Below are 20,765 nucleotides of genomic sequence, written 5' to 3' on the forward strand. Positions count from 1 at the left end.
GCCCCCGAGGGGCCGCCGACCGCCGTGGCGGCCGACGGCACGGGGCCGATCGACTACCGGCACCCCCGGCGGCGAACGACCGCGCCGCCCCCGCCGCCGGCCGCCCCGCCGTCCGCGCCCGGCGAGCCCGCCCGGCCCGTGGCGGGCGACGCCCCGGGCTGGAGCATGGAGGAGCGGCTCTACAACCAGGTCTGGGGCATGTTCGAGGACCTGGCCCGCACCACCGCCGCCTACCGCAGCGCCGTCGACTTCGCCGACTCCCGCCGGGATCGGGAACTCGACAGGGTGCTGTCCGATCCGCGCTCCCGGATGGGCGCCGCCGCCGACGCCGCCCGCGAGGAGGCCCGCGCCCGGCACACCCGCCTCGTCGACCAGGCCCGCGCCGCCCTGGACCGCGACCTCGCCCAGCTCGCCGCCGAGTCCGAGGTCGTCGAGCCCGCCCTGCCGCCCGCCTTCGCCCGCTGGGACAGTCCCGTCTGGCACGCCTACCGGGTGCCGACGGAGACGCCGATGGCGCTGCGCCTGGGCGACCTCCGCCTCCCCGAGCACGGTGGCCTGCGCGTCCCCATGCTGATGCGGCTGCCGCTGGAGCGCGGGCTGTGGATCGACGCCGGACGCGGTCGCTCGGCGGCCTCCCTCGCGGTCGACCCCCACGACATGCGCCGTCTGGCGGGCGAGTTGGCCACCGCCGTCGTCGGCCGGCTGCTCGCCGTCCACCCGGTCGGCGACATCACCGTCCACGTGCTCGACCCGACGGGCGCCGCCGCCCCCACCCTGGCCCCGCTGGTGGAGTCCGGGGTGCTGCGCGAGCCGCCCGCCACGGGCCCCGGGGGCGTCGCCTCGGTGATCGCGCGGCTGACCCGGCGCGTCGACCTGGTGCAGATGGCCGTCCGCACCCGGGCCGTCGACTCCCTCCCGCCGGACGTGGACACCGCCGAGCAGGTGCTGGTCGTCCACGACTTCCCGCACGGCTTCGACGACCGGGCCGTGACCGGACTCCGCTACCTCGCCGACGAGGGGCCGTCCGTCGGCGTGCACCTGATGATGGTCGCCGACCGCGAGGACGCGCAGTCCTACGGCCCCGTGCTCGACCCGCTGTGGCGCTCGCTGCTGCGGATCACCCCGGTGCCCGACGACCACCTCGCCGACCCCTGGGTGGGCCACGCGTGGACGTACGAGCCGCCCATGGTCCCGCGCGGCAGCCGGGTCCTGACGCGGGTGCTGGAGAAGGTGGCCGAGGCCCGCGGGAGGTACGGCCGCTGACGTTCCGCCCCTTCCGCCACCCCCCCGGCTTTACCGTTCCTTGGCTTTGCTTTACTCTCACTTGGGCGGAGGGGAGTATTCCCGTGCAGCGGCGTTCCGTCAGTACGGACCGGGCGTGACCGGTCCCGGGGCGTCGGTCCGTAGGCCATCCGGGCCCGGGCGGAAGAGACCTCCGGCAGCCCGAGCCGGAGGATTGACATATGGATGTTTCCCTGACCACCTGGGTGCTGACCGTCGCCGTTCTGTGCGCCCTGATCGCCGTCGACTTCTTCATCGGACGCAAACCGCACGAGGTCTCCATGAGGGAGGCCGGAATATGGACGGTCGTCTGGATCGTCCTCGCGGGCTTCTTCTGCGTCTTCCTCTACGTCGCCGGGGGCGCCGAGCCGGCCGGTGAGTTCGCCGCCGGCTACATCACCGAGAAGTCCCTCAGCGTCGACAACCTCTTCGTCTTCGTCCTGATCATGGCGAAGTTCGCGGTGCCGACGATCTACCAGCAGCGCGTGCTGATGATCGGTGTCCTCATAGCGCTCGTCATGCGCGCCGTCTTCATCGCGCTCGGCGCCGCGCTGATCTCCGCCTTCTCCTGGGTGTTCTTCATCTTCGGCGCCTTCCTGATCTGGACGGCCTGGAAGCTGGTCCGCGAGGCCCGCGCCGAGGACCAGGGCCACGAGGAGGAGGCGTACGAGGAGAACCGCCTGCTGAAGATGGTCGAGCGGCGCTTCCCCTCGACCCCGGACTACCGCGGCACCAAGCTGTTCGTCGTCGAGAACGGCAAGCGGCTGATCACCCCGATGCTGATCGTCATGCTGGCCATCGGCAGCACCGACCTCCTCTTCGCCCTGGACTCCATCCCCGCGATCTACGGCCTGACCGACGATCCCTACATCGTCTTCACCGCCAACGCCTTCGCCCTGATGGGTCTGCGCCAGCTGTACTTCCTCATCGGCGGACTGCTGAAGCGGCTGGTGCACCTCTCCTACGGACTGTCGATCATCCTCGGCTTCATCGGCGTCAAGCTCGTGCTGCACGCCTTCCACGAGGCCGGCGTCCACGTGCCGGAGATCTCCACTCCGATGTCCCTCGCCGTGATCTGCGGGGTGCTGATCGTCACGACGATCACCAGCCTGCGCGCCTCCCGCAAGCAGGCGCGGGAGGCCGAGGTGTCCCGGGACTGATCCGGCAGGCGGCCCGACCGGCGGTTCGACCGGCGACGCGATCGGCGGTCCGGTCGACCGCGGTACGGAACCGGCGGTACCGAAACGGCGGTACGGCGGGGCGCTCGCCCCGCCGTACCGCCGTTTCGGGCCGTCACGACCCGCCGCGCACCACCGCGACGCGGGTCTCCCGCCGCTCGCCGTTCACGGTCACCGCCAGGGTCGCCGTGCCCGGCCGCAGCCCCGTCAGGGTGCCCGCCTCGGGATCGAGGACCGCCACGCAGCGCCCACGGGCCCGGACCCGCTCCGCGTCACCGACGCACAGGCCGGACGAGCCGGACCAGTCCGCGCTGAGCGGCCACCCCACGGGCACCGTCCGCGCCGTGCTCCCGGAGCCCTGGACGACCGCGGCGGAGACCTTCCCCGGCGCGCCGCCCACCGTCACCGTCTCCGGCGCCTCCAGGGAGAGCCCGTCCACGTGGGCGCGGGTCTGCACGGAGATCCAGTCCCGTCCCGTGCCCCGGTCCACGCCCACCAGGGACCAGCCGCTGAAGCCGCCCTCCGCCGCGGGCGCGGCCGGCGCCTTGCCCGCGTTGCCGTTGACCAGGTACGGCACGCCGTCCACCCGGGAGGCGTGGAAGACCCCCACGTGCGACCCGATGAACGCCACGCCCTTGCCGGTGCGGCGGCGGAAGTCGCCGAGCCAGTCCTCCAGCAGGTCGGCCTCCAGCCGGTCGGAGAGGCGGCTCGCCTGCTGGGGGGTGGGATCGCGCGGCGGCACGTGCGCCAGGACGACCACCGAGTCGATCCCGTCGTCCTTCGCCGCGGCGTCGAGCCGCTCCCGCAGCTGCCGGATCTGGGCCCAGCCGCCGCCGCGCAGGGTCAGCGAGGAGGTGTCCAGGGTGACGAACCGCGTGCCCTCGTGGTCGAAGGAGCGGTGGGTCTCGCCGAACTCCGCGCGGAAGTTCTCCACGGAGCCGCCCATCACCTCGTGGTTGCCCGGCACGTAGTACCAGGGCACCTCGTCGCCCAACTCCTCCTCCAGCATCCGGCGGGCGAAGGCGAGGTCCGCGGGGGAGCCCTCGTCCACCCAGTCGCCGTTGACGACGACGAAGTCGGGCCGGGCCGCCCTCACCTCCCGCAGCGTGCGCCGCGCCTGGCGCGCCAGGGCGCCGTCCGGCTCGCGGGCGACGAACTGGGCGTCGGAGACCACCGCGAACCGCCAGTCGCGGCCCGCGGTGTCGGCGGCCGTCGAGATCAGCGGGTCGGGGTGCGCCGCGCCGGCGGGCAGGTCGACGTCCGGTGGGGTCCGGGCGGTCAGCCCGTCGACGACGACCTCGCCGCGGTACTGCTCGGCGGGCCGGGTCTCGGTCACGTAGAAGCGCCTGACCTGGAGCGGATAGGCGGTCCCCGCCGGCACCTCGAAGGTGATCCGCCGCCAGCCGGTCCAGGTGACGTACGGGCCGCGCAGCACCTGGGAGGTGCCGGCCCCGTCGATCAGGTGGAGCGAGGGCCAGGCGCCGTGGCCGTCGCCCTTGAGCCACAGGGCGAAGCTCTGCGGCTGGCCCGGCACGGGGATGTTCCCTCCGGGCGGGTTGGCGTAGGCGGCGCGGGTCGCGGTGGACCGGGTGAAGTCGTAGCCCATCCGCAGCCCGGTGCCCTCCCGGCCCTCGGGGTCGGCGGTCAGGGAACCGGAGGCGCGGGCGGTGGTGAGGGTCCACTCCCCGGCGTCCTCGAACTCCGCGACGGACCGGTCCGTCAGGCCGACGGTGACGGCCAGGACGGTCGTCCGCCCCGCCACGGTCGCCCTGACCAGTCCGGAGGCGGAATCGGTGGCGCCGTTCGCGGCCACGGTGAACCCGCCGCGCGTCGGGTCGGCCTCGACGCGGAAGAGCGAGCGGTCGTAGGCGAGCGTCACGTCCGCCGGTTCGATCGGCGCGCTGTGGCCCTCGGCGTCGAAGCCCACGAAGCCGAAGGCGCCCTCCGCGTCGGGCCCGGCGAGCCCGACCCGCTCCCGGGTCGGGACGATCCGCTCCAGGGGGCCGAGCACGGTCAGGGTGGTGGAGCCGCGGGCACGGCCGCGGTACGCGACGACCTCGGCGCGGCCCGCCCCACGGGCGTGGAAGACGCCGTCGCCGTCCACCCGGCCGACGTCGGGACGGGTGCTGCGCCAGCGGGCGTCACCGTCGGCCGGGCCGTACGTCTCGTCGTAGCCGGCGGCGGTGAGGGCGCGGGTCAGTCCGGGGAAGACCCGTTCCGGGTGCCCGCCGGGCACGTTGTCCGCCGACGGCGCCAGGGCCGGGTCCGCGGCCGTCTCCACCAGGAAGCCCCTCAGCTCCCCGCTGCCGTCGGGGGCGGTGACGGCCAGCCCGTTGGGCACCTCGCGCTCGGTGCCGTCGGACGGGCCGTTCTCCACCCGCGGGGTGTCCGAGCCGGGCTCCCGGACGACCAGGGTCGAGGAGCCGCCGCCGTCGAGGTTGAGGGCGTTGTGCGCGCCCAACTCGTCCATCATCACGGCCAGCTCGGTGAGGGTGACACCGCCGGAGGCGGCCTGGCGCCCGTCCACGGTCAGCACGTGCATGGTGGTGCCGTCCCGGGAGAAGCCGACGGCCGTGCGGGGCGCGGCGGCGTTGTTGGGCCGCCCGTCCCAGTTCTGCGGCTCGCCGTCCACGACCAGCACGCCCCGGCCGCCGACCGCCGTGCGCGGCGCCGGGCCGCCGTCCTCCGTGCGCAGCTCGTACTCCCAGCTCACCGCGGTTCCCGGGGCCAGCTCGGCCAGGGCCCTCGCCCCCGCGTCGCGGCCGAGCAGGACGGTGGTGCCCTCGGGGATCGCGCCGTCGCCGGGCTCGTCGTGGACGGCGGTGACCCGGCCGCCCGTGACGGTGACCTCGGTGACCTCCTCCGAGCCGTCCACGGTCAGGGCGCGGTCGGCCTCGCCCCACTGGGCGTTGTAGGCGCCGATGCCCCCGGCGGGGACGTTCGCGGCGTTGTACGCGGCCAGCGGCCGAGGGCCGTCGGGGAGGGTGAGCGTGCCCTCGAAGTACAGGTCGAGGACGCGGCCCGCGCCGTCGGGGCCGAAGCCGACCGCCTCGGTGACGCCCGGTGCCGGGGAGTGGGTCACCTCGCCGTCGTCGAGGCCGGGGCCGAGGGGGGCGCCGGTCTCGTTGATGTCGAAGAAGTCGGCGTTGAAGGCGGCGACGGTGCGCCGGCCGTCGCCGGGGTCGTGCTCCGCGGCCAGTTCCGAGACGGTCGCGCGTTCGGCGACCGCTCCGGGGGAGAGGTAGTCGACCTCGGCGGCGCCGTCGAGGTCGACGCTGAGGGCGTCGGCGCGCAGCCACTTGTCCGACTCCAGCCGGTCGAACGAGGTCAGCGTGGTGCCGGGCGCCACGGGGCGCGTGGTACGGGACAGCTCCATGCCGTCGCCGTCGACGACGCCCAGGGGACGGACGGAGGAGGGGGAGGCGGACGGGACGCCGACGGACGGACGGCCGGCCGGTTCCGCGAGGACCGGCGGCGCCGGTCCCACTCCGAGCGCGAGAAGGGCCGCGAGACACACCGCGGCCCGTCGGGGGAATCTTCTGCCTTGCGACCCTTGTGACACGACATCACCCACAGACGCAGCGAGACCATGCGCTTCCTGCGCATCCAGCGCCACAGGGTTCCAAGGCCGACCGGTCCACACCAGAGGGCGTGCGCGAACTCCGGGAGAACAACTCGGAGGGCACACCGCACGCCGCCCGTCCGGCCGTTGGGCCGGACGGGCGTCCGGGGGCGGTGGTGTTCCGGGGTCAGTCGCCGGGGCCGGCGACGAGCCGGCCGCCCTCCACCCGGATCGGGACCTCGGGCAGCGGCGAGTTCGCCGGGCCCGCCAGCACCTCGCCGTTGGTGGTGTCGAAGCGGCTGCCGTGGCAGGTGCAGTCGCCCTCCAGTTCCTTCACCGAGGTCAGCACACAGCCCGCGTGGGTGCACACCGCGCCGAACGCCTTGAACTCGCCCTCGGTGGGTTGGGAGACGACCAGCTTCCGGTCCCGGTAGAGGCGGGAACCGCCGACGGGCACGGCGTCGGCCGGGCCGAGGTCCATCGGAGCGGTCGGGATCGCCTGGGACCGCGTGTCCTCCGGGCCGGCACAGGCGGTCAGGCCGGTCAGGCCGAGTCCGGCGGCCCCGGTGAGCGCCGCGCCGCACAGCACGGTGCGGCGGCCGGGGGGTCGAGTGCTCATGGTCGTTCTCTCCTCTGGGGCTCTCCCGGCGGCTCCGCCCGCCCGCACGGCGTCGGGGAGGGGGTGCGTCGGGGGAGGGGTGATCGTCCGCCATCATCGCAGGCGCCCTCCGCCCGCGGACGTGCGGGGGAGGGCGCCTGCGGCCACGGCCTCGGAGACGGCCTCAGGGCTTCAGCGGCAGGACGTCCTGGAGGAACTTGCCGGTGTGGCTCTCCGGAACGGCCGCGATCTGCTCCGGGGTGCCCTCGGCGACGACCAGACCGCCGCCGCTGCCGCCCTCCGGACCCATGTCCACGATCCAGTCCGCCGTCTTGATCACATCGAGGTTGTGCTCGATGACGATCACGGTGTTGCCCTTGTCGACCAGCCCGGACAGCACCGCGATCAGCTTGCGGATGTCCTCGAAGTGCAGACCGGTGGTGGGCTCGTCCAGGACGTAGACCGTGCGTCCGGTGGAGCGCTTCTGCAGCTCGGAGGCGAGCTTCACCCGCTGGGCCTCACCGCCGGAGAGCGTGGGCGCGGGCTGGCCGAGCCGGACGTAGCCGAGCCCGACGTCGTTGAGGGTGCGCAGGTGGCGGGCGATGGCGGGGACCGCCTCGAAGAACTCCAGCGCCTCCTCGATGGGCATGTCCAGCACCTCGGCGATGGACTTGCCCTTGTAGTGGACCTCCAGCGTCTCCCGGTTGTAGCGCGCGCCGTGACAGACCTCGCACGGCACGTACACGTCGGGCAGGAAGTTCATCTCGATCTTGATCGTGCCGTCGCCGGAGCAGTTCTCGCAGCGACCGCCCTTGACGTTGAAGGAGAAGCGCCCCGGCTGGTAGCCGCGCACCTTCGCCTCCGTCGTCTCCGCGAACAGACGGCGCACGTGGTCGAAGACGCCCGTGTAGGTGGCCGGGTTGGAGCGGGGGGTGCGGCCGATGGGGGACTGGTCGACGTGCACGACCTTGTCCACCAGGTCGTCGCCCTCGACCCGCACGTGCCGCCCGGGCACCGACTTCGCGCCGTTCAGCTCGCGCGCCAGGTGGGTGTAGAGGATGTCGTTGACCAGGGTGGACTTGCCCGAGCCGGAGACGCCCGTGACGGCGGTGAGCACCCCCAGCGGGAAGGAGACGTCGATGTTCCGCAGGTTGTTCTCCTTGGCCCCGCGCACGGTCAGCATCCGCTTGCGGTCCACCGGACGCCGCTCGGCGGGGGTCGGGATCGTCCTCTTCCCCGCCAGGTACTGCCCGGTCAGCGACTCGTCGTTGGCCAGCAGCTCCTTCAGCGTGCCGCTGTGCACCACCTTGCCGCCGTGCTCGCCCGCGCCGGGGCCGATGTCCACCACCCAGTCGGAGGTCTTGATGGTGTCCTCGTCGTGCTCGACGACGATCAGGGTGTTGCCCAGGTCGCGCAGGCGCACCAGGGTCTCGATCAGCCGGTGGTTGTCGCGCTGGTGCAGGCCGATGGACGGCTCGTCCAGCACGTAGAGCACGCCCACCAGGCCGGAGCCGATCTGGGTCGCCAGCCGGATGCGCTGCGCCTCGCCGCCCGAGAGCGTCCCGGCCGCGCGGTTGAGGGAGAGGTAGTCCAGACCGACGTCGATCAGGAACCGCAGCCGCTCGTGGACCTCCTTCAGGACCCGCTCGGCGATGGTCTTCTCCCGCTCGGTCAGCTCCAGGGCCCCCAGGAACTCGGCGCACTCGCTGATCGACATCGCGGAGATCTCCGCGATCGACTTCCCCTGCACCGTCACGGCCAGGACGACCGGCTTCAGGCGCGTGCCCTCGCACGCGGGGCAGGGCACCTCGCGCATGTAGCCCTCGAAGCGCTCCCGGCTGGAGTCCGTCTCGGCCTCCGAGTGCCGCCGCCGGACGTAGGGCACCGCGCCCTCGAAGGCCGTGGTGTAGGACCGCTCCCGGCCGTAGCGGTTGCGGTAGCGGACCGCGATCTGGGTCCTGTGGCCGTACAGCAGGGCCTTCTTCGCCCGCTGCGGCAGCCCGGCCCAGGGGACGTCGGTGCGGAAGCCCAGCGCGTCGGCCAGGGCGCCGACCAGCCGCCCGAAGTACTCCTTGGTGTGCCCGTGCGACCAGGGGTGGATCGCGCCCTCGTCCAGGGACTTCTCCTCGTCCGGCACGACCAGCTCCGGGTCGACCTCCATCCGGGTGCCGATGCCGGTGCACTCCGGGCAGGCGCCGAAGGGGGAGTTGAAGGAGAAGGACCGCGGCTCCAGCTCCTCGAAGGACAGGTCGTCGTACGGGCAGTACAGGTGCTCGGAGAACATCCGCTCGCGCTGCGGGTCGTCCTCGTCCAGGTCGACGAAGTCGAGGACGACCATGCCGCCCGAGAGGCCGAGCGCGGTCTCGACGGAGTCGGTCAGCCGGCGCTTGGCGCTCTCCTTCACCGTCAGGCGGTCCACGACCACCTCGATGGTGTGCTTCTCCTGCTTCTTCAGCTTCGGCGGGTCGGAGAGGTGGATCGTCGCGCCGTCCACCCGGGCGCGGCTGTAGCCCTTGGCCTGCAGCTCGGCGAAGAGGTCGACGAACTCGCCCTTGCGCTGGCGCACCAGCGGGGAGAGCACCTGGAAGCGGCTGCCCTCCTCCAGGGCGAGCACCTTGTCCACGATGGCCTGCGGGGACTGCCGGGAGATCGGGCGCCCGCACTCGGGACAGTGCGGCTTGCCGATCCGCGCGAACAGCAGGCGGAGGTAGTCGTAGACCTCCGTGATGGTGCCGACCGTCGAGCGCGGGTTGCGCGAGGTGGACTTCTGGTCGATGGAGACCGCCGGGGACAGCCCCTCGATGAAGTCCACGTCCGGCTTGTCCATCTGCCCCAGGAACTGCCGGGCGTAGGAGGACAGCGACTCCACGTAGCGACGCTGCCCCTCGGCGAAGATCGTGTCGAAGGCGAGCGACGACTTGCCCGACCCCGACAACCCGGTGAAGACGATGAGGGAGTCGCGAGGGAGGTCGAGCGAGACGTTCTTGAGGTTGTGCTCGCGAGCGCCACGGACGATGAGACGGTCGGCCACGCCGGTTGGCACCTTTCGTGTGGGATGAAGGGGACGGAGCCCCCGCCCCAGGGTAGGGGGAGCGCCGCCGTGATGCGGAAACTCGGTGCGCATCGCGAGCTTATAGCACGCGTATTCGATTTACGGGTCTTCCCTTTCCGCTTCACCCGAAGGAGTGGCGGCGATAGCTTTGGATCATGACTTCGCCCGCCGACGACATCACGGCCCTGCGTGACTCCACCGACCGCCTCCTGGCCGCCGTGGAGAAGCTGGACGACGCCTCCGTGGCCCGCCCCTCGCTGCTGCCCGGCTGGACCCGCGGTCACGTCCTGGCCCACCTCGCCCGCAACGCCGACGCCCTGGTCAACGTGCTCGCCGGCCGTCCCATGTACGCCAGTGCCGAGGTCCGCGAGGCCGACATCGAGCGCGACGCGGCCCGCCCCCTGGCGGTCCACCTGGAGGATCTGCGCGCCACCGCCGCCGGCCTGGAGCGCGCGATGGCCGACCGCGCCGACGAGCAGTGGGAGGTCACCGTCGAGCTGCGCAACGGCGTCACCGACCTCGCCTCCTCCATCCCCTTCCGCCGCCGGATCGAGGTCGAGCTCCACCACGTCGACCTCGGCATCGGCTACACCCTCGACGATCTGCCCGGCGCGTTCGTCGACCGGCAGCTGGAGAACATGGCCCGGCGCTTCTCGGGCCGGCCCGACGTGCGGCCGCTGGAGCTGCGCGTCGAGGACGGCCGCGTCCTGCGCACCGGCCGCACGGGCGGGGAGGGAGAGCGCCCCGTGGTCGTCACGGGCTCGCCCACCGCCCTCGTCGGCTGGCTCACCGGCCGCACGTCGGGCGGCGGACTCACCGCTTCCGGTGACGTCCTGCCTCCCCTGCCGCCCCTCTGACACACTGATCGCCGACCGCGCACCACCACCCCATCGGAAGGAGCACCCGGTCCCATGCCGTACACAGGAAAGGTCGCGGTCGGCGGCCCGGCGGACGTCCACGAGCTGACCGACCTGGTGATCTCCAAGGTCGCGGTCGGCCCCATGGAGAACAACGCCTACCTGCTGCGCTGCCGCGCCACCGGCGAGCAGCTCCTGATCGACGCCGCCAGCGAGCCCGACACGCTGCTGAACCTCATCGGCGAGGACGGCATCGGCGGGGTCGTCACCACCCACCGGCACCCCGACCACTGGCAGGCCCTCGACACCGTCGTCCAGGCCACCGACGCCCGCACCTACGCCGGACGCCACGACGCCGAGGGCATCCCCGTGCCCACCGACGTCCCGCTGGAGGACGGCGACGCCGTCACCTTCGGCGAGATCACCCTGACCGCCCGCCACCTGCGGGGCCACACCCCCGGCTCCATCGCCCTGATCTACGACGACCCCCACGGCCACCCGCACCTGTTCACCGGCGACTGCCTCTTCCCCGGCGGCGTGGGCAACACCCACGGCGACGCCGAGGCGTTCGCCACCCTGCTGCACGACGTGGAGACCAAGCTCTTCGGCGAACTCCCCGACGAGACCTGGGTCTACCCCGGCCACGGCGCCGACACCACCCTGGGCGCCGAGCGCCCCCACCTGGCGGAGTGGCGCGAACGCGGCTGGTGACGGCGGCGGGGTGGCGGAGGAGGAACCCGCGGGTTCCGCCGCCGCCACCCCGCCGCCGTCCGCCGCGCACCATCAGTAGGGTGGGCCACATGGCCGACCCCTCCAGCTACCGTCCCAGGCCGGGAGAGATCCCCGACTCGCCGGGGGTCTACAAGTTCCGCGACGAACACGGTCGGGTGATCTACGTCGGGAAGGCGAAGAGCCTCCGTCAGCGGCTCTCCTCGTACTTCCAGGACCTGGCGAACCTCCACCCGCGCACGCGGACGATGGTCACCACGGCCGCCTCCGTGGAGTGGACGGTGGTCTCCACCGAGGTCGAGGCGCTCCAGTTGGAGTACTCCTGGATCAAGGAGTTCGACCCCCGGTTCAACGTCAAGTACCGCGACGACAAGAGCTACCCCTCCCTCGCGGTGACGCTGAACGAGGAGTACCCGCGCGTCCAGGTGATGCGCGGCCCCAAGCGCAAGGGCGTGCGCTACTTCGGGCCGTACGCGCACGCCTGGGCGATCCGCGAGACCGTGGACCTGATGCTGCGGGTCTTCCCGGTGCGCACCTGCTCGGCCGGGGTCTTCAAGCGCTCCGCGCAGATCGGCCGGCCCTGCCTGCTCGGCTACATCGGCAAGTGCTCGGCGCCCTGCGTCGGCCGGATCTCGGCCGAGGACCACCGCCGGCTGGCCGAGGAGTTCTGCGACTTCATGGCCGGCCGCACCGGCGCCCACCTGCGCCGGCTCGAGCAGGCGATGCGGGACGCCGCCGAGGAGATGGAGTACGAGAAGGCCGCCCGGCTGCGCGACGACATCGAGGCGCTCAAACGGGCGATGGAGAAGAACGCCGTCGTCCTCGCCGACGCCACCGACGCCGACCTGATCGCGGTGGCCGAGGACGAGCTGGAGGCCGCCGTCCAGATCTTCCACGTCCGCGGCGGCCGGGTGCGCGGCCAGCGCGGCTGGGTCACCGACAAGGTGGAGGAGGTGGGCACCGCCGGACTCGTCGAGCACGCCCTCCAGCAGCTCTACGGCGAGGAGAGCGGCGACGCCGTGCCCAGGGAGGTGCTGGTCCAGGCCCTGCCGGAGCCGGTGGAGCCGGTCGCCCAGTGGCTGACGGACCGGCGGGGCTCGCAGGTGGCCCTGCGCGTCCCGCAGCGCGGCGACAAGCGCGCCCTGCTGGAGACGGTGCGGCGCAACGCGCAGCAGGCCCTCGCCCTCCACAAGACCAAGCGCGCCTCCGACCTGACCACCCGCTCCCGCGCCCTGGAGGAGATCACCGAGGCCCTGGGACTGGACTCGGCGCCGCTGCGCATCGAGTGCTTCGACGTCTCCCACCTCCAGGGCGACGACGTGGTGGCCTCGATGGTGGTCTTCGAGGACGGCCTGGCCCGCAAGAGCGAGTACCGCCGCTTCCAGATCAAGAGCTTCGCCGGCCAGGACGACGTCCGCGCCATGCACGAGGTGATCAGCCGTCGCTTCCGCCGCTACCTCCAGGAGCGGCAGCGCACCGGCGAGTGGGCCACCGACGGCCCCGACGGCCCCGAGGAGACCGCGGACGGGGCGGCGGAGGGCCCGGCCCCGGCCGAGCGGGACGGCGAGCCGGGCTCCGGCCGGAGCCGGCCGCCGAAGTTCGCCTACCCGCCGCAGTTGGTCGTCGTGGACGGCGGGCAGCCCCAGGTCGCCGCCGCGCGCCGGGCCCTGGACGAACTGGGCATCGACGACGTCGCCGTGTGCGGGCTGGCCAAGCGCCTGGAGGAGGTGTGGCTGCCCGGCGAGAGCGACCCGGTGGTCCTGCCCCGCACGAGCGAGGGGCTGTACCTGCTCCAGAGGGTCCGTGACGAGGCCCACCGTTTCGCGATCCGCTACCAGCGCGGCAAGCGGTCACAATCGTTGAAGACGGGCCCCCTCGACGCCGTTCCCGGCCTCGGGGAGTCCCGCAAACAGGCGTTGATCAAGCACTTCGGCTCGGTCAAGCGGCTGCGCGCCGCCACCGTCGAGCAGATCTGCGAGGTCCCGGGCATCGGCCGCAAGACCGCCGAGGCGGTGGCCGAGGCCCTGCGACGGGCGGCTCCGGCCGCACCGGCGGTGAACACCGCCACGGGTGAGATCCTGGAAGACCAGTGAGCACGAGCGGTACAGGCATCGGGGGAGAGCGCGGATGAACGAGCGGACGGGAGACGGAACACAGGTGGGCGCGGGCGTGAACACGGGCACGGCGGCCGACGCCGGCGGTGCCGGAGGCGCCGAGAGCGCCGCCATCCCCGAACTGGTGATCATCTCCGGCATGTCCGGCGCGGGCCGCAGCACCGCCGCCAAGTGCCTGGAGGACCTGGGCTGGTTCGTGGTGGACAACCTGCCGCCGGCCCTGATCCCGACCATGGTCGACCTGGGCGCCCGCTCGCAGGGCAACGTCGCCAAGATCGCCGTCGTCGTCGACGTCCGCGGGCGCCGCTTCTTCGACAACCTGCGCGAGTCCCTCGCCGACCTCGACGCCAAGCACGTCACCCGCCGGATCGTCTTCCTGGAGGCGTCCGACGAGGCCCTGGTGCGCCGCTTCGAGTCGGTGCGCCGCCCCCACCCCCTCCAGGGCGACGGGCGGATCGTGGACGGCATCGCCGCCGAGCGCGACCTGCTGCGCGAACTGCGCGGCGACGCCGACCTGGTCATCGACACCTCCGCCCTCAACGTCCACGAACTGCGCGCCAAGCTCGACGCCCAGTTCGCCGGCGAGGAGGAGCCCGAACTGCGGGCGACCGTGATGTCCTTCGGCTACAAGTACGGCCTCCCCGTCGACGCCGACCTCGTCGTGGACTGCCGCTTCCTGCCCAACCCGCACTGGGTGCCCGGACTGCGGCCGTACACCGGCCTCAACGACGAGGTCGCCCAGTACGTCTTCAACCAGCCCGGCGCCAAGGAGTTCCTGGACCGCTACGCGGAACTGCTCCAGCTCATCGCCGCCGGCTACCGGCGGGAGGGGAAGCGGTACGTGACCATCGCCGTGGGCTGCACCGGGGGCAAGCACCGCAGCGTCGCGATGTCCGAGAGGCTCGCCCGCCGCCTGGCCTCCGAGGGCGTCGAGACCGTCGTCGTCCACCGCGACATGGGACGCGAGTGACCATCCGCACCCGGCGGCTGCGGCGTCTGGTCACCGCACGCACGAGCCGCGGAGGGACTCCGAAGGTGGTGGCGCTCGGCGGGGGAAGAGGGCTGTCGGCCTCGCTCGCCGCGCTGCGCCGCATCACCCGCGACCTGACCGCCGTGGTCACCGTCGCCGACGACGGGGGCTCCAGCGGACGCCTCCGCGAGGAGCTGGACGTGCTGCCGCCCGGAGACCTCCGCAAGGCCCTCGCCGCGCTGTGCGGCGACGACGAGTGGGGCCGGACCTGGGCCCGGGTCGTCCAGCACCGCTTCGTCAGCAAGGGGGAGCTGCACGGGCACGCCGTGGGCAACCTCCTCATCGTCGCCCTGTGGGAGCAACTCGGCGACCACGTCCAGGCCCTGGACCTGGTCGGCAAGCTGCTGGGCGCGCACGGCCGGGTGCTGCCCATGTCCGCCGTCCCGCTGGAGCTGCGGGCGCTGGTGCGCGGCCACGACCCGGCGCGCCCGGACGAGGTGACCACCGTCCGCGGACAGGCCACCGTCGCCCTCACCCCCGGCGAGGTGCAGCGGGTGCACCTGGTGCCGCACGACCCGCCCGCCGTCCCCGAGGCCGTCGAGGCGGTCCTCGACGCGGACTGGGTGGTGCTCGGGCCGGGCTCCTGGTTCTCCTCGGTGATCCCGCACCTGCTGGTGCCCGAACTGCTCAAGGCGCTCACCGAGACCCGGGCGCGCCGGGTGCTGTCCCTCAACCTCGCGCCGCAGCCGGGAGAGACCGACGGGTTCTCCCCGCAGCGTCATTTGGAGGTTTTGGTCCGACACGCCCCTAAACTCACCTTCGACGTGGTGCTGGCCGACCGGGCCGCCGTGCCCGACGAGGAGGGCCTCCGTGACGCCGCCCGGCGGCTCGGCGGCACGGTCGAGCTGGCGCCGGTGGCCGCGGCCGGCGGGGGCCTGCCCCGGCACGACCCGGAACTGCTGGCCGCCGCGTACGACCGTATTTTTCGAATGCATGGAAGGATCGGCCCATGGCGATGACGGCAGCGGTGAAGGACGAGATCTCCCGGCTTCCCGTCACCCGGACCTGCTGCCGGAAGGCGGAGGTCTCGTCGGTCCTGCGGTTCGCGGGTGGCCTGCACCTGGTGAGCGGGCGCATCGTGATCGAGGCCGAGCTGGACACCGGCATCGCCGCCCGCAGGCTGCGCAAGGACATCCTGGAGATCTTCGGGCACACCTCCGACCTGGTGGTGATGGCCCCCAGCGGTCTCCGCCGCGGCAGCCGCTACGTCGTACGGGTGGTGGCGGGCGGGGACCAGCTCGCCCGGCAGACCGGGCTGGTCGACGGTCGCGGCCGTCCCGTGCGCGGCCTGCCGCCGCAGGTCGTCTCCGGCGCCACCTGCGACGCCGAGGCCGCCTGGCGCGGCGCCTTCCTCGCCCACGGCTCCCTCACCGAGCCCGGCCGCTCCTCCTCCCTGGAGATCACCTGCCCCGGCCCCGAGGCCGCCCTCGCCCTCGTCGGCGCGGCCCGACGGCTCCAGATCGCCGCCAAGGCCCGCGAGGTGCGCGGCGTGGACCGCGTCGTCGTCCGCGACGGCGACGCCATCGGCGCGCTGCTCACCCGGCTGGGCGCCCACGAGTCCGTGCTGGCCTGGGAGGAGCGGCGGATGCGCCGCGAGGTGCGGGCCACCGCCAACCGCCTGGCCAACTTCGACGACGCCAACCTGCGCCGCTCGGCGCGCGCCGCCGTCGCCGCGGGCGCCCGCGTGCAGCGCGCGCTGGAGATCCTGGGCGACGACGTGCCCGAGCACCTGGCCGCCGCCGGACGGCTGCGGATGGAGCACAAGCAGGCGTCCCTGGAGGAGTTGGGCGCGCTCGCCGACCCGCCGCTGACCAAGGACGCCGTCGCCGGCCGCATCCGGCGGCTGCTCGCCATGGCCGACAAGCGCGCCGCCGACCTCGGCATCCCCGGCACCGAGTCCAACCTGACCGAGGAGATGGTCGGCTGACCCGCCGCCACGGCCGTCCGTCCCGCCTCTCGCGCACCCTTCTCCCCACCGCCCACTCCCGCCCCGCGAGGCCGCCCGGGCCGTCCGGCGGACCGTCCGCCACACCGCGCCCGGAGGGTGGTCGATGCCACTCCCGGGCCCCTGGCGCGGTAGGGTCGGAAGTGGTCGGGGACAGCCCAAACAGCTTTCGTCGGTGTCCGCACCGACGTACCCAACGAGGAGATCGGTTCGTGACGATCCGCGTAGGCATCAACGGCTTTGGCCGCATCGGTCGCAACTACTTCCGCGCGCTCCTGGAGCAGGGCGCGGACGTCGAGATCGTCGGTGTCAACGACCTGACCGACAACGCGACCCTGGCGCACCTGCTGAAGTACGACAGCATCCTGGGCCGCCTCAAGCAGGAGATCAGCCACACCGCCGACACCATCACGGTCGGCGGCCGGACCTTCAAGACGATGGCCGAGCGCGACCCGGCCGCCCTCCCGTGGGGCGACCTGGGCGCCGACATCGTCATCGAGTCCACCGGCATCTTCACCAAGCGCGACGACGCCGCCAAGCACCTGGCGGCCGGCGCGAAGAAGGTCCTGATCTCGGCTCCGGCCAAGAACGAGGACCTCACCGTCGTCATGGGCGTCAACCACGAATCCTACGACCCCGACAACCACCACGTCGTCTCCAACGCCTCCTGCACCACCAACTGCGTGGCGCCGATGGCGAAGGTCATGGACGAGAACTTCGGCATCGTCAAGGGGATGATGACGACCGTTCACGCCTACACCAACGACCAGCGCATCCTGGACTTCCCGCACCGGGACCTGCGCCGCGCCCGTGCCGCCGCCGAGAACATCATCCCCACCTCGACCGGCGCCGCCAAGGCCACCGCCCTCGTCCTGCCGCAGCTCAAGGGCAAGCTGGACGGCATCGCCATGCGCGTGCCCGTCCCGACCGGCTCGGTCACCGACCTCGTGCTGGAGCTCGACCGCGAGGTCACCAAGGACGAGGTCAACAACGCCTTCCAGAAGGCCTCCGAGGGCGCTCTGAAGGGCATTCTGGAGTACACCGAGGACCCGATCGTCTCCTCGGACATCGTCAACTGGCCGGCCTCCTGCACCTTCGACTCCTCCCTGACCATGGTCCAGGGCAAGCAGGTCAAGATCGTCGGCTGGTACGACAACGAGTGGGGTTACTCCAACCGCCTCGTGGACCTGACCGTCTACGTCGGCGAGCGGCTCTGACCACGCGTCCGACCGCCGACCGACAGGACCGTCCGACAGACCGTCCGACAGAAAAGGACACGGGACCGTGAGGGGAGAGGGCTCGCAGGGCGCGACGCCGCGTCCCGCGGGCCCTCTCCCGTGACCGACCGACCCCACGGACCACTCCACGGACCACCACGGAGCCGTACATGAAGACGATCGACGACCTCCAGGTCGCGGGCAAGCGGGTCTTCGTCCGCGCCGACCTCAACGTTCCGCTCGAAGGCGGGACGATCACCGACGACGGACGCATCCGCGCCGCCCTCCCGACGATCACCAGGCTGGCCGAGGCCGGCGCCAAGGTGATCGTCGCCTCCCACCTGGGCCGCCCCAAGGGCGCCCCCGACCCGACGTTCTCCCTCGCCCCCGTCGCCAAGCGGCTGGGCGAACTCCTCGACGCGACCGTGGAGTTCGCGACCGACACCGTCGGCGACTCCGCCCGCTCCACCGTCGCCGCCCTCGGCGACGGCCGCGTCGCGGTGCTGGAGAACCTGCGCTTCAACCCCGGCGAGACGAGCAAGGACGACGCCGAGCGCGGCGCCTTCGCCGACCGCCTCGCCTCCCTGGCCGACCTCTACGTCGGCGACGGCTTCGGCGCCGTGCACCGCAAGCACGCCTCCGTCCACGACCTCCCGGCGCGGCTGCCGCACGCCGCCGGCGACCTCATCGCCACCGAGGTCGGCGTCCTGCGCCGGCTCACCGAGGACGTCGAGCGCCCGTACGCCGTCGTGCTGGGCGGCGCCAAGGTCTCCGACAAGCTCGGCGTCATCGAGCACCTGCTGGAGCGCGCCGACCGCATCCTCGTCGGCGGCGGCATGGCGTACACCTTCCTCAAGGCCCAGGGGCACGAGATCGGCGCCTCGCTGCTCCAGGAGGACCAGATCCCGGCCGTCCAGGGCTACCTCCGGCGGGCCGAGGAGCGCGGCGTGGAGTTCGTCCTGCCCGTGGACGTCGTGGCCGGCGCCGAGTTCCCGGACCTGGGCGCCAAGGCTCCGACCAACCCCACCGTGGTCGCCGCGGACGCCATCCCGGCCGACCTGATGGGGCTGGACATCGGCCCGCGCAGCCGCGAGCTGTACGCCTCGAAGCTCGCCGACGCCGCCACCGTCTTCTGGAACGGCCCCATGGGCGTCTTCGAGCACCCGGACTACGCCGAGGGCACCCGGGCCGTCGCCCAGGCGCTGGTCGACAGCCCGGCCTTCACCGTCGTCGGCGGCGGGGACTCCGCGGCCGCCGTCCGCATCCTGGGCTTCGACGAGAAGGCGTTCGGCCACATCTCCACCGGCGGCGGCGCCAGCCTCGAGTACCTGGAGGGCAAGACGCTCCCCGGTCTCGCCGCGCTGGAGGAGGCGTGAGCCGGAGGCACCTCCCGGCCGTGGCCGGGGGAGTCCACGCGGCCACCGGGCCGCGGACGACCACGATGCTCGCGCCGTCGCGCCGCGCGGGCGACAGTGACACCAGCCGCTGCCGCGGCGGAGCGAACCGAAAGGCAGAGCCATGGCAACCCGCACCCCGCTGATGGCGGGCAACTGGAAGATGAACCTCAACCACCTGGAGGCCATCGCCCACGTCCAGAAGCTCGCCTTCGCCCTGAACGACAAGGACCACGACGCCGTCGAGGTCGCGGTCCTGCCCCCCTTCACCGACCTGCGCTCGGTGCAGACCCTGGTCGACGGCGACAAGCTGAAGATTCGTTACGGCGCCCAGGACATCTCGGCGCACGACTCCGGCGCCTACACCGGCGAGGTCTCCGGCGCCATGCTCGCCAAGCTGAACTGCACCTACGTGGTGATCGGCCACTCCGAGCGGCGCCAGTACCACAACGAGACCGACGAGCTGTGCAACGCCAAGGTCAAGGCCGCGTACAAGCACGGTCTGACCCCGATCCTGTGCGTCGGCGAGGGGCTGGACGTCCGCAAGGCGGGCAACCAGGTCGCCCACACGCTCGCCCAGGTCGACGGGGCCCTCCAGGGCGTCCCGGCCGAGCAGGTGGCGAGCATCGTGATCGCCTACGAGCCGGTGTGGGCCATCGGCACCGGCGAGGTCGCCACCCCCGAGGACGCCCAGGAGGTGTGCGGCGCGATCCGCGGCCGGCTGGCCGAGCTGTACGACCGGGAGACGGCCGACGCGGTCCGCATCCAGTACGGCGGTTCGGTGAAGTCCGGCAACGTCGCCGCGATCATGGCGCAGCCGGACGTGGACGGCGCGCTGGTCGGCGGGGCCTCGCTGGACGTGGACGAGTTCGTGAAGATCGTCCGCTTCCGCGACCAGTAACACGATCGGCGGCCGGTGACGACGGGCCGCGCACGTCGTACCCTGGCGGGGCCGGGAGCGAGCGCACGCGGGTCTCCCGGCCCCGTACCCTGCAAGTCCCGAGAGTTTTCCACAGTCATCCGTCCGAGAGAGTTGGTCCAGCCGTGATCCTGGGGTTCTCCATCGCCCTCATCGTCTTCAGCCTGCTGCTGATGCTGCTCGTGCTGATGCACAAGGGGAAGGGCGGCGGCCTCTCCGACATGTTCGGCGGCGGCATGCAGTCCACGGTCGGCGGCTCCTCGGTCGCCGAGCGCAACCTCGACCGCATCACGGTCGTGGTGGGCCTGATCTGGTTCGCCATCATCGTCGCGCTCGGCATCCTGATGAAGCTCGACTCCTGACGCGGCGCCGCGTTCCCGGCCTATCATGAGGCTCGCGTCCGATGGGCCCGGGGGGCGGTAACTCCGGTCTGTGGACGTGCGTTGGGCCCTACGTACACTGGGCACCCGCAGCGGAGCCGCCTGTCGACGCTCCGCGGCACCATGAGGCAGGGAGTTACGACCGTGGCAAGTGGCAACGCGATCCGGGGAAGCCGGGTCGGAGCGGGGCCGATGGGGGAGGCCGAGCGAGGCGAGTCCGCGCCGCGCATCCGCATCTCCTTCTGGTGCTCGAACGGGCACGAGACCCGGCCCAGCTTCGCCAGCGACGCGCAGATCCCGGACACCTGGGACTGTCCGCGCTGTGGTTTCCCGGCCGGCAAGGACCGGGACAATCCGCCGGACCCGCCGCGCACCGAGCCGTACAAGACGCACCTGGCGTACGTGCGCGAGCGGCGCAGCGACGCCGACGGCGAGGCGATCCTCGCCGAGGCGCTGGCCAAGCTCCGCGGGGAGATCTGACCGCGCGAGCAGGCCGGTCGACAACGGCC

Annotated in this window: 15 protein-coding genes and 1 pseudogene; 13 read left to right on the forward strand and 3 right to left on the reverse strand. The window is 72.7% G+C overall.

Going from position 1 to position 20,765, the window contains the following annotated elements; all coding sequences use genetic code 11:
- Nucleotides 1-1,263 (forward strand): annotated as a pseudogene (locus ABD335_RS25875) (TerD family protein); the annotation flags it as partial.
- Between the two features lie 200 nt (nt 1,264-1,463).
- The gene (locus tag ABD335_RS25880; RefSeq protein WP_344327844.1) at nt 1,464-2,441 is read left to right on the forward strand and encodes a TerC family protein; all 978 of its coding nucleotides are present in this window, start codon (nt 1,464-1,466) and stop codon (nt 2,439-2,441) included.
- Nucleotides 2,442-2,574: 133 nt separating this feature from the next.
- Here the strand turns inward: ABD335_RS25880 and ABD335_RS25885 are convergent, their stop codons facing one another.
- The 3 genes from ABD335_RS25885 to uvrA all read right to left on the reverse strand — a co-directional run bounded on the left by ABD335_RS25885 (nt 2,575) and on the right by uvrA (nt 9,650).
- Nucleotides 2,575-5,835: a phosphodiester glycosidase family protein gene (locus ABD335_RS25885; RefSeq protein ID WP_425583745.1), complete on the reverse strand. Its 3,261-nt coding sequence runs from the start codon at nt 5,833-5,835 to the stop codon at nt 2,575-2,577.
- 373 nt (nt 5,836-6,208) lie between these two features.
- Complete coding sequence (locus ABD335_RS25890; protein WP_344327846.1) at nt 6,209-6,640, reverse strand: Rieske (2Fe-2S) protein; 432 nt, start codon at nt 6,638-6,640, stop codon at nt 6,209-6,211.
- 163 nt (nt 6,641-6,803) lie between these two features.
- Nucleotides 6,804-9,650, reverse strand: coding sequence for an excinuclease ABC subunit UvrA (gene uvrA / locus ABD335_RS25895; protein ID WP_344327847.1), 2,847 nt, complete (start codon nt 9,648-9,650; stop codon nt 6,804-6,806).
- A 176-nt stretch (nt 9,651-9,826) separates the two neighbouring features.
- On the opposite strand from uvrA, the gene ABD335_RS25900 reads away from it, so the two are divergent.
- From ABD335_RS25900 to ABD335_RS25950, 11 genes are all read left to right on the forward strand, one after another.
- Entirely contained in the window at nt 9,827-10,528 is a 702-nt protein-coding gene (locus ABD335_RS25900) for a maleylpyruvate isomerase family mycothiol-dependent enzyme (RefSeq protein WP_344327849.1), read from the forward strand.
- A gap of 54 nt (nt 10,529-10,582) precedes the next feature.
- A complete protein-coding gene (locus ABD335_RS25905) occupies nt 10,583-11,239 on the forward strand; it encodes an MBL fold metallo-hydrolase (RefSeq protein WP_344327851.1) in 657 nt (218 codons plus the stop codon).
- Nucleotides 11,240-11,328: 89 nt separating this feature from the next.
- Nucleotides 11,329-13,350 (forward strand): excinuclease ABC subunit UvrC, encoded by a 2,022-nt coding sequence (gene uvrC, locus ABD335_RS25910; RefSeq protein ID WP_344327852.1) that lies wholly within the window; start codon nt 11,329-11,331, stop codon nt 13,348-13,350.
- Nucleotides 13,351-13,384: 34 nt separating this feature from the next.
- On the forward strand, nt 13,385-14,341 hold the full coding sequence (gene rapZ / locus ABD335_RS25915; RefSeq protein ID WP_425583746.1) for an RNase adapter RapZ: 957 nt from the start codon (nt 13,385-13,387) through the stop codon (nt 14,339-14,341).
- A complete protein-coding gene (locus tag ABD335_RS25920; protein ID WP_425583747.1) occupies nt 14,338-15,360 on the forward strand; it encodes a gluconeogenesis factor YvcK family protein in 1,023 nt (340 codons plus the stop codon). The genes rapZ and ABD335_RS25920 overlap by 4 nt, the downstream gene beginning before the upstream one ends.
- A complete protein-coding gene (whiA, locus tag ABD335_RS25925) occupies nt 15,351-16,328 on the forward strand; it encodes a DNA-binding protein WhiA (RefSeq protein ID WP_344327854.1) in 978 nt (325 codons plus the stop codon). The genes ABD335_RS25920 and whiA overlap by 10 nt, the downstream gene beginning before the upstream one ends.
- A gap of 230 nt (nt 16,329-16,558) precedes the next feature.
- The gene (gene gap, locus ABD335_RS25930; protein ID WP_344327856.1) at nt 16,559-17,563 is read left to right on the forward strand and encodes a type I glyceraldehyde-3-phosphate dehydrogenase; all 1,005 of its coding nucleotides are present in this window, start codon (nt 16,559-16,561) and stop codon (nt 17,561-17,563) included.
- 170 nt (nt 17,564-17,733) lie between these two features.
- Nucleotides 17,734-18,939 carry a phosphoglycerate kinase gene (locus ABD335_RS25935; protein WP_344327857.1) on the forward strand — a complete coding sequence of 402 codons (1,206 nt, stop codon included), beginning with the start codon at nt 17,734-17,736 and terminating at the stop codon, nt 18,937-18,939.
- 142 nt (nt 18,940-19,081) lie between these two features.
- Entirely contained in the window at nt 19,082-19,858 is a 777-nt protein-coding gene (gene tpiA, locus ABD335_RS25940; protein WP_344327858.1) for a triose-phosphate isomerase, read from the forward strand.
- 143 nt (nt 19,859-20,001) lie between these two features.
- The gene (secG, locus tag ABD335_RS25945) at nt 20,002-20,238 is read left to right on the forward strand and encodes a preprotein translocase subunit SecG (RefSeq protein WP_344327860.1); all 237 of its coding nucleotides are present in this window, start codon (nt 20,002-20,004) and stop codon (nt 20,236-20,238) included.
- A gap of 162 nt (nt 20,239-20,400) precedes the next feature.
- A complete protein-coding gene (locus ABD335_RS25950; RefSeq protein ID WP_344327861.1) occupies nt 20,401-20,736 on the forward strand; it encodes an RNA polymerase-binding protein RbpA in 336 nt (111 codons plus the stop codon).
- The last annotated feature ends 29 nt before the right edge of the window (nt 20,737-20,765 follow it).

Origin of the sequence: Streptomyces macrosporus, from assembly GCF_039533145.1 — a bacterium.
GTDB lineage: Bacteria > Actinomycetota > Actinomycetes > Streptomycetales > Streptomycetaceae > Streptomyces > Streptomyces macrosporus.